Here is a 13,834-nt window from a genome sequence, read left to right as displayed (position 1 = left end):
AATAAATAAAAAATGAATTTATACAGCAACGAATCTTTACTACAACAATTGCCCGGTTTTAAAAATAATTATACTACCGTAAACGGAGTCAATATACATTATGTAACCGGAGGACACGGGAGTCCATTAGTCCTTATTCCGGGATGGCCGGAAACCTGGTGGAGTTATCATAAAATTATGCCCCTTTTAGCAGAAAAACACAGTCTAATCGTAATAGATTTACGAGGAATGGGATCATCAGAAAAACCTTTAGAAGGTTATACGAAAAAAAATATGGCTAAGGATATACATGAATTGATTACTCATTTGGGACATCAAAAAATAAATATAACAGGTCATGATATTGGAGCTGCAGTTGCTTTTAGTTATGCCGCTAATTTTCCTGAAAGTACAGATAAACTTATCATTTTAGATACTCCACATCCGGATGAAAACATATACAAACTGCCCATGATGCCAATAGGAAATCCGGTGTTTCCGTGGTGGCTGGCATTTAACCAGGTCAAACAGCTGCCAGAAGAATTACTGGAAGGACGTTATGATGTATTACAAAATTACATTTTTAACCATCTTTTGGTCGATCCGGAAGCAATTAATGACTTTGACAGAAAAGTCTATGCAGAGGCTTATAACAATAAAAATGCAATTAGAAGCTCTAATGGCTGGTACCAAGCCTTTACACAAGACATTGAGGATATAAAAAAATACAAAAAAGTATCCATCCCTGCTATTGGAATTGGAAGTCATGAAGGTGCAAAAATGCTTAGCTTTTTCTTTTCTGTTTATCTTGAAGATTTTAGCATAGAAGAAATAGAAAATTCCGGTCATTTTGTACATGAAGAAAAACCGGAGATTACGGCATTACTGATAAATAAATTTTTAAGTTAAAATCTAACCTGCTGTAAAACTTTAAAATCCCATTTCTAACGAAATGGGATTTTTTTAAATGTCTTTTTTTTATCTTTTTTTTTCTATTTCAAATCAATATCAACTTTATCAATTATTCCAGTAAATTTAAATGGAAGTTTATACGATTTTGCAACCGGAGAACCAGTATCTTCACCAATTCCGAAAGTATCAATTCCGAAACGAGCCGCAACGGTTTTATCGATTCTGCCTTCTCCAACTAACTTATCGTTGATATAAAGTTTTCCGGTTCCGCCTTTTCCGGTTCCGCCGCCATCATAGGCAAAATCAAATCGTACAGTACTTTTTCCAATTGGGAGTAATTCTTTAGAAGTAATAACATAACGGGCATCATCAAAATAATTATAATGATACACTAGTTTTCCATTCTGCACATACAATACAAATCCCGCCGAACTTCCTCCTGAAGCCACAATAACGCCACTATCTGATTTTGATTTTAATTCAATTTCAGCCGTAATACTGTGCGATTTATTCTTAGTATTAGGAGAAGCTGTTTCTGCCAGTCTTATTGCACCTGTGTAAAAAGTAAAATGTTTACGTTTAGGATCTGATGGTGTAGGTTTCGGTGAAATTAATCGGCCTGTACCTCTGTCATCTAATGGATAAACATTATATTTTTTCGCTTCTTCTTTGAAAATTGCTTTTAATTCCTCCAGTTTTTCAGGATTCTTTTTCGCCAAATCAACAGATTCGCTGTAATCTTCATCAATATTATAAAGCTCCCATTTGTCTTTATCCCAATTTCCGGGGGCAAAATCCTGTCGCCATGGGAAAGTATGCTGTGTTGCAGCCACCCAGCCATTATCATAAATTGCCCGGTTACTGAAAATCTCAAAGTATTGTCTGGTTCTGACAGGTTTAGCATTTTTGTCTGTAAAAGTAGATAGGAACGAAACGCCGTCCATAGGTTTTTGCTCTACACCATCAACGTTTTTTGGAGCTGGAAGATGAGAAGCGTCTAAAACAGTAGGAAGCACATCAATTAAATGAATAAACTGACTGCGCATGCCTCCTTTATCTTTTATCACTTTTGGCCAGCTTACCACCATTGGGTTTCGGCTTCCGCCAAAGTGAGAAGCTACTTGTTTTACCCATTGAAAAGGCGCATTTCCTGCCCACGCCCAGCCTACAGGATAATGTGGCTCTGTATCAGGATCACCAATTTGATCTAAATGTTTTAAGTTATCTGCTAAAGGAGTTGCTATACCACTCAAAGCCTTTATCTCATTAACTGTTCCTTCCATTCCTCCTTCAGAACTTGCTCCGTTATCTCCAACTATATAAAATATTAGAGTATTATCAGCATCTGGAAGTTTACTTATAGCTTCCAGAAGCCGTCCTGTTTCATGATCGGCAAAAGAAAGATATCCGGCATAATTTTCCATTAAACGTGCAAAGAGTTTTTTCTGATCTGTCGAAAGTTTGTCCCATGGCGTAACCCAGTCAGGTCTTGGAGTAAGTTTTGTTCCTGGCGGAATAATTCCCATTTTCAACTGGCGTTCGTAAGTTTCTTGTCGCACAACATCCCACCCTTTGTCAAATTGTCCTCTAAATTTTTCACGCCATTCTTTTGGTGCATGATGCGGAGCGTGTGCAGCACCCGGAGCAAAATACAGCATAACTGGTTTTTGAGGTGCGACAGATTTACTGTATTCCAGCCAGTTAATTGCTCTGTCCGTCATATCCGTCATAAAATGATAGCCTTGTTCTGGAGATTTATCTGGTTCGACAGCTTTAGTATTTTCAAAAAGAACTGGATAATATTGATGTGTTTCTCCTGCATTAAATCCATAAAAGTAATCAAAACCTAAACCTGTAGGCCAGCGATCAAAAGGACCAGTAACAGAAGTTTCCCAGTCTGGCGTATTATGATTTTTCCCGAACCAACTCGTGCTGTATCCGTTTCCTTTTAATATTCTTCCTGATGTTGCAGTAGTTTTAGGAATCATGCAATTGTAACTCGGATACCCTGTCGCCCATTCGGCTAAAAAGCCGGAGCCAGCATTATGATGATTTCTTCCTGTTAATAATGCAGCTCTTGAAGGGCCACAAATTGCGGTGGTATGAAATCTATTATACTTCAAGCCATTTGCAGCAAGTTTATCCAATTCGGGAGTTGGAACGGGCCCGCCAAAAGTACTTACCTGTCCAAAACCAACATCGTCTAAAAGTATAATAATAACATTTGGTGCTCCTTGTGGAGGTGTAACCAGTTTTGGCCATTCTTCTTTCGAATCTTTGTAAGTTTCTCCAATTTTACCACCAAAAGGTGGTTCAGGAATTGGAAGTATGGTTCGGTCTAATTCTCCAGAATCTGTCTTTTCTGTTACAGAATCCGTTTTCTGAGATTGATTGCAGCTGAAAAAAAATACAGCCAAAATTATGAGCAGTTTTGGGTAAGTAAAGGATTTCATATTTCTAAATTTTTGACAAACACTAATTTACAAACATGAGTAGTATAAAAATTTTTAATGATGTTTCAGATTATAATTTGCAACAAACTTTTTTAAAATTTGAACATTTTATCTCTCTAAATGCTACATAAATTTATAGAAATTCTCAGGTCGAGCTCACAAAAATTAAAATCCTATTTCTTACGAAATGGGATTTTTTTATGTTTTTTCGAGTTATTTTAATTATCTAAAAAAAGTACAACAAATAAAAAAAGGCCGCTTCATAAAATTATGAAGCAGCCTATTATATTTTGTAAGAGAACTCTAATTCAACTTCTAGTATAAATAATTCAGAGCTGTAACATCATTAGCATTGAAAGCTCCTGTCTCGTTTGAACTAAAACATGCTCTCATGTAAGATGTTGCATCATATCCTGAAGGTGTTCCCGGAATTTGGATTGCTCCAACGCCAGCTGTTCCTTCATTTGAATTTTGCCCGCAGCTTTGACGGCTGAACCAGTCTGTATGGCGTAAACCAATACAGTGTCCTATTTCATGTGCTGCTACGTGTGCATTTACATTTGTTGAATAAGAATCTAATCCGGAATATAATGTAACTGAATTATATGGATTTCCTCCAGATGGGAATCCTGCTACTCCACCCGCAGATCCAGTTTGTCTCCGGACAACAATATTTGCTCCAGAAGTACTTGAACTAAAGGTTAGTGTAAAGTTAATAGACAATCCTAAATTATTGTATCTGTTTATTGCAGCCTGCAATCCGTTGCGCATATTTGTGGTTAAGGCTGTCGTACCAGTTCCTGATAATCCAACAACTCTAATAGTTCTTGGGGCAGATACTAAATTAGTAGTACGGTATTGTTCTGTAGTAATACCACCATGAAGATCCATTTTATTTAATTGATCTTGTGTCACGATAATATCTCCTTCTATAAGGAAAGCATCCTCAACATTACCATCTAAATTAGTATTCTTAATTACCTGAACATCTGAGGTATTTAATGACAGTGATCTAAGTTTGTTTAACACCTCTGGTGTTACTTTAAGAGATTCCTGATTTGATTGTACTGCTTCATCTTTGTTACAAGAAAACAGTGTTAGCGCTATAAATGACAGAGCTAAAATTGATTTAATTTTTTTCATAATAAGTTCTTTAGTTTGTTAAATAAGTTGATAAATAGGGGCTCTTTTACAAAATATTGTAATATTTATTATCAAATTTATATAAATTTTAATCTTAAAATACTTATAAAATAATTATTTAACAAATTTAACACTTTTTGTTATAATAATTTAATAAATGTTTTTAACAAAAATTATCTCATATTAATACAAGCCCAGTAAAATCAGTAAGAAAATACAAATCAGCTTGTTAAGCATAAAAAAATATTTCGAAATTTTATTTTGTTTTGAATGTGTTAAAAAATGATTTTACAGTTTTTGTATATTATTTAAAATATAAAACCGACTTCAAAAGAGAATATCTTTCCTGCCGATTTTGAAGATTATGCAGGAAATAAAAAATCATATTTTTTTTACAAATATTTTAATAACTTTGATTTACACACAACAGATAATTATTTCAAATAGAAATCATTATGTATAAATTTCATCTTTGCTTTATCTAAATGAAGACAAAAATTACTTTTTTCATTCTTATGATAACGACAATCAGTCTCTCACAAAGCTCTGATAAATGGAAACAATACATAAAAAAGGAAACCGAAAGAAAATTTGAAAAATATTATTTTACGTCTTTAGAAAACGCACATCACAACAACTACAAGGTTGTGAAAAAACTAGACAATACTTTTTGCATTGTTGAAAATCAAAGTAGAGGGCTTCAAAAATCTTCCCAAAAAAATTTTCCGGTTAATAATTTATGGAAATTACCTTCCAATTTTTCAAATCATAAAGAAGAAAAACAATATATAATAGCAACAGATTCTCTCAAAGAATTAATCACAGACTTGAAATCAATGAATATTTCTGGAATCGAAATACTGGATAATCATCTTGTAAGGATAAAAAGTGATTTCCAAAAAATCAATAATGAAGTGATAGCTCTGAACAGTGTATCTTCTATTTCGCAAGAATCGCTGCAGCCAAAAGCTGAATCTAAAATAATAGATCAAAACTTTAGTATCAATTATATAAATAAAGCCCATGCAGATTTTCCTCTTTTAAAGGGTGAAAATCAAACTGCTGTAATCAAAGATGATTTTTTTGATGTAAATGACATTGATCTTTTAAACAAGCACATTACTTCCACCACACAATCTAATATTGTATCAAGCCATGCAACGGCTATGGCAACTATAGTCTGCGGATTAGGAAATAGTTCTGCTTTAGGAAAAGGCGTCGCGCAAAAGGCAAAAATATTATCATCAGATTTTTTGAATATTTATCCTGATGAAATAGCGACGTTACAAGGAGCCGCCACTCAAAACCATTCCTATGGTACAGAAATTGAAAATTTTTATGGTTCGCTTGCTAATGCTTATGACGCTCAATTATTTTCAAATTCAGATTTGACTCATTGCTTCTCTTCTGGAAATACCGGTCTTCAGGGGTATAAATCTATAACCGGTAATTTTAAGCAATCTAAAAATAGTATCGTATTAGGCTGTATTGATCAAAACGAAATAATTATGCCTTTTTCTTCAAAAGGTCCGGCTTATGACGGCCGAATAAAACCAGAATTAGTCGCGTTTAGTACACAGGGAACTTCAAATTCTACGGCATTGGCTACAGGAATTATTACGCTGATGAAAGAACATTATAAAAACATCAACAATGTGTCCCTGAATAATGCTATGACAAAAGCAATTTTAATTAATAGTGCCAAAGATTTAGGCAATCCTGGCCCTGATTTCACCTATGGTTATGGTAATATTAATACTGATAAATGCTTAAAAACCATCAGCGAAAATAGAATTATATCCGGCAGTTTGACATCTGGACAGACGAATGCACACACGATTAATGTTCCGGAAAATGCAAAAAACTTAAAAATCACATTAGTCTGGAATGATCTGCCTGCCGAAATCAACAGTAATATAAGTTTGGTTAACGATTTAGACCTGGAAGTTATCGCTGCTGACAACACTGCTTTTTTACCCTGGATTCTTAATCCTGATATTCCAGAACAGCAAGCTGTGAGAGGAAAAGACAAACTTAATACTATAGAACAAATTACTATTGAAAACCCCATATCAGGATCTTATACAATAAATATTAAGGGTTTATATGTTTCAAATACTTCTCAGCAATACAGCATTGCTTATGAATATGATTTGAAAAATCAATTTGAATGGAATTACCCCATTGCAAATGATAATTTCCCTTATGATGGTAAAACTATTTCACCTTTTAAATGGGATGCTTCTTTTTCTGGTACTTCGGGAGAATTGTCTATTAGTTACGATAATGGGCAGACTTGGGAAATTATCGCAAAAGGTATTAATGTGGATTCTGAACAATTTCTCTATACTCCTTCTGAACAAAAATTTTCGAAAGCAAAATTAAAAATGACCATTGGTACTACTGATTATATCTCTGACAGTTTTATTATTTCTTATGATTTAAATATCAGTACCAGTTTAGTTTGTGATGGCACAACAGAAATTTATTGGGAAAAACCTGCCAATGTTGCTTCTTTTAATATTTATCAGCTCACGGGAGATTATTTAGAATTTAGAGAACAAACAACAAACGCCAATTATACCTATACAGATGGAAAAATTTACACTGTTACTCCGGTATTTGACAATAGCGAAGGAATAAAAAGTGAGTCAACTTTACAGTATGCCCAAAACTCAAATTGTTATTTTGAGCTCGCTTTCGCAGAAATTTATCAGGAGGATCAAGTAAAAATTGATGCCAGTCTTTTTAGTTTGTACAACATAAAAAAAATTGAGGTGATAAAAATAACTAACAATACCGAAGAGGTCATTAACACCATAAATAACATCGATTCAAAAACATTTTCTTTTGTCGACAGCAAGCCCATAAAAGGCAGTAATCGATATAAAATAAATATAATTTTAGAAAACAATACTATAATAAGTTCTTCAATTCTTGATGCCAATTATTTAGGCGATGATTTGTTTTTTATCCATCCTACGTTATTAGGCAAGAACGAAGAATTATTTGTCGAAGCCAAAAAAGACGAAAACGCTGTTTTTTATTTATACAACATGAGCGGACAAAATACATTTACTTCTCCCCTAATTTCTAAAATCAATAACATTAATCTTAAAAATATGGCTTCGGGAATTTATATCTACAAAATAATTACAAGTTCGGGCGGAATTCAAACAGGGAAAATTGCAGTTTTTTAAGCAATTTATAGAATTAGAATAACACATTTAAAATCCATTTTTAAATAAATGAACTTTTTATATCTTTCTTATTATCACGAATAAGAGAAAATCGATGTTGAGGTTTTCTTAACATCAAAAAAAGATCAAACATTTTAAATATTTGATCTTTTTAATTGATTTTTTAATAAGGTTTCGAATTCGTTGTATTAAAATTCCAAGGGAATATAAATATTAGTGATTTTCAAATTCTCTTTGATTGTAAAAATTATCATCATCACTGTCAAAACCGGACTCATTTTTAGGATAATAGGACTTCAGCACATTTTTTTCATAATCCCTGTCAAAATTGTGTTGTCTGTTGTATCTGCTTGTGCTTCTAAAAGTATCATATCCTATACTGTTAGCCATGACAATTTTTGTATCTTTATTTATACTTACAGATCCAATTGGTATAATAATATGGCTGTCTCCATCTTTATATATAAACTCCCTTCCATTCTCGTTTGCTATAGCATCATGCACCTCATTGCGGCTGTCGTCTATTAATCCTTTATCTAAATTAACATCCAGATAAACAACGCGCTGCATATCTTTATTAACCCAAAGATTATCTATTTTGCCTATAGTTCGGTTATCAGAATCTACTATTTTCCAACCTCTAACATCAGAATAGTTAGAAGCAATTTTGTAATCAGAAAGTTCGTCGAGTCTGTATAAATTTCTTTCTTTATTTTCCATACTTTCTTTTTTAATATTATAATTTATTTTTTATGGTAAGTCTCGCTGCAGGAAACTTTTTCACTTACGTCATCCCTTACCTCTTTACAACAAATGCATTTAGTTTGTCGTGTTATCTGTACTTGTAGTGTTCTCAATTTGTACGTTGTTTTCACTTTGTACCTCATTATCTCTCAAAAAGATATAATATATAATTGCTGAGATTAACAGAACAGCTACAATCCATGGCCATACTGGCTTTTTTTTCTCAATTTTAATTTCTGCCATAATTTATGTTTTTTTGATTATCAACATTTTAACTTGATAATAAAGTTACAAATGACAACGGACTATGAAGTATTTAATTTCAGCAAGAAGTTATACAATTCCCAGTAGAAAAAAATTGAAAAGATGATGTTGTATGAGATTAATAAGCCTTTAAAAAAAGAAATTCATTCAGTGATCGCTATGTTTTATTTATTCCGTTACAAAATCAATCTTATTCTTTTTCCTGATTTTTTCAACGCCCCTTTCTCTTATAATTTCTGCTGCATCGAGCATTTTGATTAAATGAATATAAGGCGTTGTTATGTCAGATTCCGGATCTCCAATATCTGGAGACAAGGAATGCTCGAGAATTTGAAATAGAAATAATTCAAATTCTTCAAGCTTTTTTTCATCAAATGCTTTTTGAAATACAATAAAAGGATTATTGTATTCTTCCTTTGTTAGGGATGAAAAATGAAAAAGCCTTTCACTAACCAAAGACGCTGTAATTTTCCATTTTTTGCTTTTCTTTTGCAGGCAGTAACACACCTTGATAAAAAAGCTGAAAGCTGTATATAAAACAAAAACATCGCTGGGATTTTCTTTTTTGTGCACTTTTCTTTTATAGCTGTAAATTACCGCCTCACTTAAATTTTGTTTATAATAATCAAGAACTGCAAAGTCAAAAAAGGCTTCAATTGCCTTAAATGGATTTCCTGCCTCAAACCCTGCCCAAAATCCTGTATCGTAGGATATTTTATTCATTTTCATAATAATGAGATTTAAAATTATCAAGCGAAATTCTATTCTTTTAAAAGGATAACCTATTCTCAACATAGGTATAATATCTTACAAAATTGATGTATTATGGGATGTTTTTATCTTTTAGAAAATTCAGTTTTTTTAATTCAAAACTATTATATAAAAAAAGCCGGGATAATAGTATCCCGGCAATTAAAGTATGCTTTAAAATTATTATATAACAGGAAGACTTCCTCCGTCTATTGCATAAATAGAACCTGTTAGATAAGATGCCCTTGGTGAAACCAAAAAACCAACAAGATCTGCAACTTCTTCAGGTTCAGCCATTCTCCCCATAGGTACACCACCAACATGTTTCATCAATTCCTTTTCGGCATCTTCATTTTTAATTCCCGATGAAAGAGCAAAATCTTCAACGAATTTTAACATTGGCGGAGTTTTAGTAGCACCTGGTGCAACAGTAATTACGCGTATTCCATCAGAAGCTACTTCTGTTGACAAGGCTTTACTGTAGCTGTTTAATGCAGCTTTAGAAACGGCATAAGCCAGATTAAGATTCCATAAAGCCTGTTTTCCTGCAACAGAGGAAATATGTATAATTACACCGCTTTTCTTTTCTTGCATTTTAGGCAGTAAAGTTCTGTCTAAACGTATTGCTGAAATCAGATTCAGCTCCAGCTCATTCTCCCAATGTGAATCAGTTAATACTTTGTAGCCGCCACCCGGTGTTGTAAGTCCGCCAACATTATTAATAAGAATGTCAATAGTGCCAAATTTTTCAGCAATTTGTTCTTCCAGTTTTAAAACATCGTTAGCAACCGTAAGATCAGCAGCAATAAAATGAGTCTTAGTGTTTTCTAATTCAGGTTTATTTCTTGCAGTAACAATTACGACTGCACCTGCTTGGTACAAACGTTCAGCAATAGCTTTTCCAATTCCTTTTGTTCCGCCTGTAACCAAGGCAATTTTACCTTCTAATTCGGTATTGTAATTTGATTTGATTTCCATTTTAAAATATTTTTAATAAAATTCAAATCTATATAGTTTTTACTATACTTTTGTTATCAATTACCTTTAGGAAAGTTACTATTTATGGATAAAAATTTTTGTATAGAAACCAGTAAAGAAAATATGCTGGCATTAAAAGATTCTCTCGAATTGCTTAGCGGAAAATGGAAATTTTGTATTCTTTTGAGTTTATACATCTATGGAAGTCAAAGATTTAAAGATTTACTTGCAAATTCTGTAGGAGGTATTTCTCCCAAAGTTCTATCTAAAGAATTACAGGATCTGGAAAATAATTTACTTATTACCAGAACAGTAAATAATACTAAGCCAGTTACAGTTACTTACGCACTTACCAAGCATGCTGCTGAAACGCAGCCTGTTATAAATGCCTTAATTACATTTGGGAAAAAACACAGATCTCAAATTATAGCAAAATAAATTCATATTGCATTGCTCTATTTCATATTACATTGGGATATGCCGGAAATTGGTCTAAAATAGAAACAGAAACGGTATAATATCTGACAAAATAGATGTATTATGGGATATTTTTTTATCTTTGAAACTCAGGATTTTTAAGCCAAATGGCTTTATCTTTGAGCCTTCAGTAAAATTGATATTCATTATGGAACAGAAAATACATCAGGGAAGAAACGTAAAACGTTTCAGAGAAATGCTTAACATAAAGCAGGAAGGATTAGCTTATGATCTGGGCGAAGACTGGAACCAAAAGAAAATTTCTTTACTGGAGCAGAAAGATGTAATTGAAGAAAAGCTGCTGAAACAAATCTCTGCAATTTTAAAAATTCCTGTTGAAGCTTTTCAGAATTTTGATGAAGAACAAGCGGTGAATGTTATCGCAAATACATTTAACAACAATGACAGTGCAATTGGTTTTGTAATTAACAATCATAATCCAATTGAAAAAATTATTCAATTACACGAAGAAAAAATTGCTTTATACGAGCGTATGTTGAAGGAGAAAGAAGAAATGATGGTGAGGCTTGAGAAATTGATTGGTAAATAAAATGATAACATTTTCTTTTCTTATTATTTTTTTCGGTATCACATCAATTGTTTTATATACAGTAAAAAACAATAAAAATCCAAACGAAAACAGCACCATTCTAAGGTCATATGATTTTTCCAAAGGTAAAAATGAAATGAATACTATAAATAATTATGAAAATAAAAAGTATTTCATTCTAGATTATCAATATAATTATGAAGTAATAGCAATTCATTTTGATGAACATAATAAGAAAACGTATCAATTGACATCAAGAGATTACTCTTTATATTTAAAATTATACGACCGTGAACTTAATTTTTTGAATGAAATTGATTTAAAACTTGATCATTCTCCTGAGTTTACCAAAGATGTTGTAATAGAAACATTTAGAGAAGATGATGAAGATTACACTATAATAGTTCTGATTAATGCTGACAGCATCAATTATTACCATTTTGACGCTGATGGAATAAAAATTTATAAAAAATATTTTTCAGTAACTAATAATGAAACCTACCTGATTTATCATAGAGAAAATGAGTTTATTCCAATTCTGGATGAATATCATAATTACAAACCCATAAAAATATTTTGGAAGAAGGATGAAGTTTCTTTTGAAGTTTTATTGAGTGATGACATGATTTATCCGGAAAAAGAATGGTGTGGTTACGAGTACATTGAATCAGTTACAAAGACAAACATAACAAACCAATTTGCTTTTATAACGCATCATGCAAATTATGGTGTTCAAGGCGTAAAAATATTTAAAATCAATCATTCAAAAACTATTGATTTGATTTATGATATGGATGACCTTGACTTTAATGGAGCATTTCATCATTTAAGTTTTAATTCAAAAGGAGATCGTTTTGTAGTACTACTATATACGAACGATAAATTTTACAACGATAGTTTTTCTATTTTGGAATATTCTGTCCTAGATAATAAAAAACCAATACGAATAATTAAAACTAAATATGCTTATTGGGAATTTGGCACATTACATACTCGTTATATTACGGATAGATTGGTTTGTGTGATAAGAAATTCTGACATAATAATCTACGATTTAGAATTCGAAAAATTAAAACAAAGACTTAAAAGAGATTTCAATTCTGCATTTTATGCAGGAAACGGTATTTTAATGTATCAAGCTGAAAATGAAGTTATAGTTTTATCTTTTTAAGAATTATAGGTTTTGTACCCGATCGCGCGGATTTATAATCCGTGCCCCGCTGGCGCGAGCGTCTCGCTCGTGAGCGTCAACTATTTTAATATTTAACTAGAACTAATTTTTTCTATATTATATTAAGCAAAAAAATAAAAGTTATTATATGCGCCAAACTTATCTTATTTCTTTCCTATTGTTTTTAATTGTAAATACTTTACATCCACAAAGTAATGATTTGTCTGTTTCAGACTTCACAGGAAAAGTAAAAACCGTAGTAACTTACGTAAATAATGAAAGAGAAAAAAGCATTTCTTATAATGAGGATGGAAATATAATAGATTATGTCGGATATGATCCTAAAACGCAATATTTCAATAAAAAATATGATGTTAAAGGAAGAATGATTTATTATAATGATGACTATCGCATCACAATAAAAAAATACAACGATTCTGAAAACTCATCTTTCGAATATACAATGCTTACATTAAGAAAAGACACAACAAATTCTTATTTTAATCAATTTGACAAAAATCAAAACTTACTGCTTAACAAACACATACAATATAGCAGTGGTAAAAGATGGTATTATCAAATCACAGAATATAGATATGATACTCTTAATAGACTTACTAAAGAAATTTTTACGCAACAAAATTCTAACAAGACAATTGGAAAAGCTTTAATAACTTACAAAGATTATATTTATAATAACGGTATTATTAAAAAAATAGTTTCGGATGGCGAAGGTCATGAATTCATTACAGAAGACTTTAAATTCCCCTCAAATACAACACTTTACAAAAGTATTTACGATTACTACAAGTTCAACAGCGATGATTTTATTTATGATAAAGAAACGAAATTAACCAAAGTAGTTAGATACATTAATAAAGATCATTCGCAAAAAAAAATTTTAACATTTTCTGCTAATAAATTACTATTGGTTGAAGAAGAATATGCAAAAGAAATACTAATTCTTAAAACTGAAAACAAGTATGACGAAACCAACAATATTATTGAAAAGATCATGAAGGATTATAGAAATGGAAAAACTCGAAAAATTAAACACGTAATTACATATTATTAAGCCCGATAGCGCGGATTTGCAATGCGTGCCCGCAAAGTATATCGTTACAGATTTAAAAAGAAAATCCAGTATTTAATTCTATAACCCGATAGCGCGGATTTGTAATCCGTGCCCGCAAAGTATATCTTAGCAATAAAA

General features: G+C 31.9%; 12 protein-coding genes. 6 read left to right on the top strand and 6 right to left on the bottom strand.

Annotation, left to right across the window (positions count from 1 at the left end; all coding sequences use genetic code 11):
• Nucleotides 1-12 precede the first annotated feature (12 nt).
• Entirely contained in the window at nucleotides 13-888 is an 876-nt protein-coding gene (locus NLJ00_RS17355; RefSeq protein WP_256634747.1) for an alpha/beta fold hydrolase, read from the top strand.
• 83 nt (nucleotides 889-971) lie between these two features.
• On the opposite strand, the gene NLJ00_RS17350 is transcribed toward NLJ00_RS17355, so the two are convergent.
• Complete coding sequence (locus NLJ00_RS17350; protein ID WP_256634746.1) at nucleotides 972-3,344, bottom strand: arylsulfatase; 2,373 nt, start codon at nucleotides 3,342-3,344, stop codon at nucleotides 972-974.
• Between the two features lie 315 nt (nucleotides 3,345-3,659).
• Nucleotides 3,660-4,487, bottom strand: coding sequence for a M57 family metalloprotease (locus NLJ00_RS17345; protein ID WP_053471208.1), 828 nt, complete (start codon nucleotides 4,485-4,487; stop codon nucleotides 3,660-3,662).
• A gap of 515 nt (nucleotides 4,488-5,002) precedes the next feature.
• Between NLJ00_RS17345 and NLJ00_RS17340 the strand changes: the two genes are divergently transcribed.
• On the top strand, nucleotides 5,003-7,687 hold the full coding sequence (locus NLJ00_RS17340) for a S8 family serine peptidase (RefSeq protein ID WP_256634745.1): 2,685 nt from the start codon (nucleotides 5,003-5,005) through the stop codon (nucleotides 7,685-7,687).
• Nucleotides 7,688-7,900: 213 nt separating this feature from the next.
• Here NLJ00_RS17340 and NLJ00_RS17335 read toward each other — a convergent pair whose 3' ends face one another.
• The 4 genes from NLJ00_RS17335 to NLJ00_RS17320 all read right to left on the bottom strand — a co-directional run bounded on the left by NLJ00_RS17335 (nucleotide 7,901) and on the right by NLJ00_RS17320 (nucleotide 10,423).
• The gene (locus tag NLJ00_RS17335; protein ID WP_256634744.1) at nucleotides 7,901-8,407 is read right to left on the bottom strand and encodes a PRC-barrel domain-containing protein; all 507 of its coding nucleotides are present in this window, start codon (nucleotides 8,405-8,407) and stop codon (nucleotides 7,901-7,903) included.
• A gap of 99 nt (nucleotides 8,408-8,506) precedes the next feature.
• On the bottom strand, nucleotides 8,507-8,674 hold the full coding sequence (locus tag NLJ00_RS17330) for a hypothetical protein (protein WP_165590681.1): 168 nt from the start codon (nucleotides 8,672-8,674) through the stop codon (nucleotides 8,507-8,509).
• 189 nt (nucleotides 8,675-8,863) lie between these two features.
• Complete coding sequence (locus NLJ00_RS17325) at nucleotides 8,864-9,424, bottom strand: hypothetical protein (RefSeq protein ID WP_256634743.1); 561 nt, start codon at nucleotides 9,422-9,424, stop codon at nucleotides 8,864-8,866.
• A gap of 204 nt (nucleotides 9,425-9,628) precedes the next feature.
• Nucleotides 9,629-10,423 carry an SDR family oxidoreductase gene (locus NLJ00_RS17320; protein ID WP_256634742.1) on the bottom strand — a complete coding sequence of 265 codons (795 nt, stop codon included), beginning with the start codon at nucleotides 10,421-10,423 and terminating at the stop codon, nucleotides 9,629-9,631.
• 84 nt (nucleotides 10,424-10,507) lie between these two features.
• Here NLJ00_RS17320 and NLJ00_RS17315 point away from each other — a divergent pair, with 84 nt between their 5' ends.
• From NLJ00_RS17315 to NLJ00_RS17300, 4 genes are all read left to right on the top strand, one after another.
• Complete coding sequence (locus tag NLJ00_RS17315; protein ID WP_256634741.1) at nucleotides 10,508-10,861, top strand: winged helix-turn-helix transcriptional regulator; 354 nt, start codon at nucleotides 10,508-10,510, stop codon at nucleotides 10,859-10,861.
• Between the two features lie 187 nt (nucleotides 10,862-11,048).
• On the top strand, nucleotides 11,049-11,450 hold the full coding sequence (locus NLJ00_RS17310; protein ID WP_256634740.1) for an XRE family transcriptional regulator: 402 nt from the start codon (nucleotides 11,049-11,051) through the stop codon (nucleotides 11,448-11,450).
• 136 nt (nucleotides 11,451-11,586) lie between these two features.
• Nucleotides 11,587-12,621, top strand: coding sequence for a hypothetical protein (locus tag NLJ00_RS17305; RefSeq protein ID WP_256634739.1), 1,035 nt, complete (start codon nucleotides 11,587-11,589; stop codon nucleotides 12,619-12,621).
• 148 nt (nucleotides 12,622-12,769) lie between these two features.
• Nucleotides 12,770-13,696, top strand: coding sequence for a hypothetical protein (locus tag NLJ00_RS17300; RefSeq protein ID WP_256634738.1), 927 nt, complete (start codon nucleotides 12,770-12,772; stop codon nucleotides 13,694-13,696).
• Nucleotides 13,697-13,834: the final 138 nt, after the last annotated feature.

It is taken from the genome of Flavobacterium panici (assembly GCF_024499525.1).
Lineage (GTDB): Bacteria > Bacteroidota > Bacteroidia > Flavobacteriales > Flavobacteriaceae > Flavobacterium > Flavobacterium panici.
This window is presented reverse-complemented; position numbering and strand designations above follow the sequence as displayed.

Coding starts and splice junctions, on each gene's coding strand:
- NLJ00_RS17345 (WP_053471208.1), bottom strand. CDS start 4,487: ATGAAAAAAATTAAATCAATTTTAGCTCTGTCATTTATAGCGCTAACA.
- NLJ00_RS17355 (WP_256634747.1), top strand. CDS start 13: ATGAATTTATACAGCAACGAATCTTTACTACAACAATTGCCCGGTTTT.
- NLJ00_RS17330 (WP_165590681.1), bottom strand. CDS start 8,674: ATGGCAGAAATTAAAATTGAGAAAAAAAAGCCAGTATGGCCATGGATT.
- NLJ00_RS17340 (WP_256634745.1), top strand. CDS start 5,003: ATGATAACGACAATCAGTCTCTCACAAAGCTCTGATAAATGGAAACAA.
- NLJ00_RS17300 (WP_256634738.1), top strand. CDS start 12,770: ATGCGCCAAACTTATCTTATTTCTTTCCTATTGTTTTTAATTGTAAAT.
- NLJ00_RS17315 (WP_256634741.1), top strand. CDS start 10,508: ATGGATAAAAATTTTTGTATAGAAACCAGTAAAGAAAATATGCTGGCA.
- NLJ00_RS17320 (WP_256634742.1), bottom strand. CDS start 10,423: ATGGAAATCAAATCAAATTACAATACCGAATTAGAAGGTAAAATTGCC.
- NLJ00_RS17350 (WP_256634746.1), bottom strand. CDS start 3,344: ATGAAATCCTTTACTTACCCAAAACTGCTCATAATTTTGGCTGTATTT.
- NLJ00_RS17325 (WP_256634743.1), bottom strand. CDS start 9,424: ATGAAAATGAATAAAATATCCTACGATACAGGATTTTGGGCAGGGTTT.
- NLJ00_RS17310 (WP_256634740.1), top strand. CDS start 11,049: ATGGAACAGAAAATACATCAGGGAAGAAACGTAAAACGTTTCAGAGAA.
- NLJ00_RS17305 (WP_256634739.1), top strand. CDS start 11,587: ATGAATACTATAAATAATTATGAAAATAAAAAGTATTTCATTCTAGAT.
- NLJ00_RS17335 (WP_256634744.1), bottom strand. CDS start 8,407: ATGGAAAATAAAGAAAGAAATTTATACAGACTCGACGAACTTTCTGAT.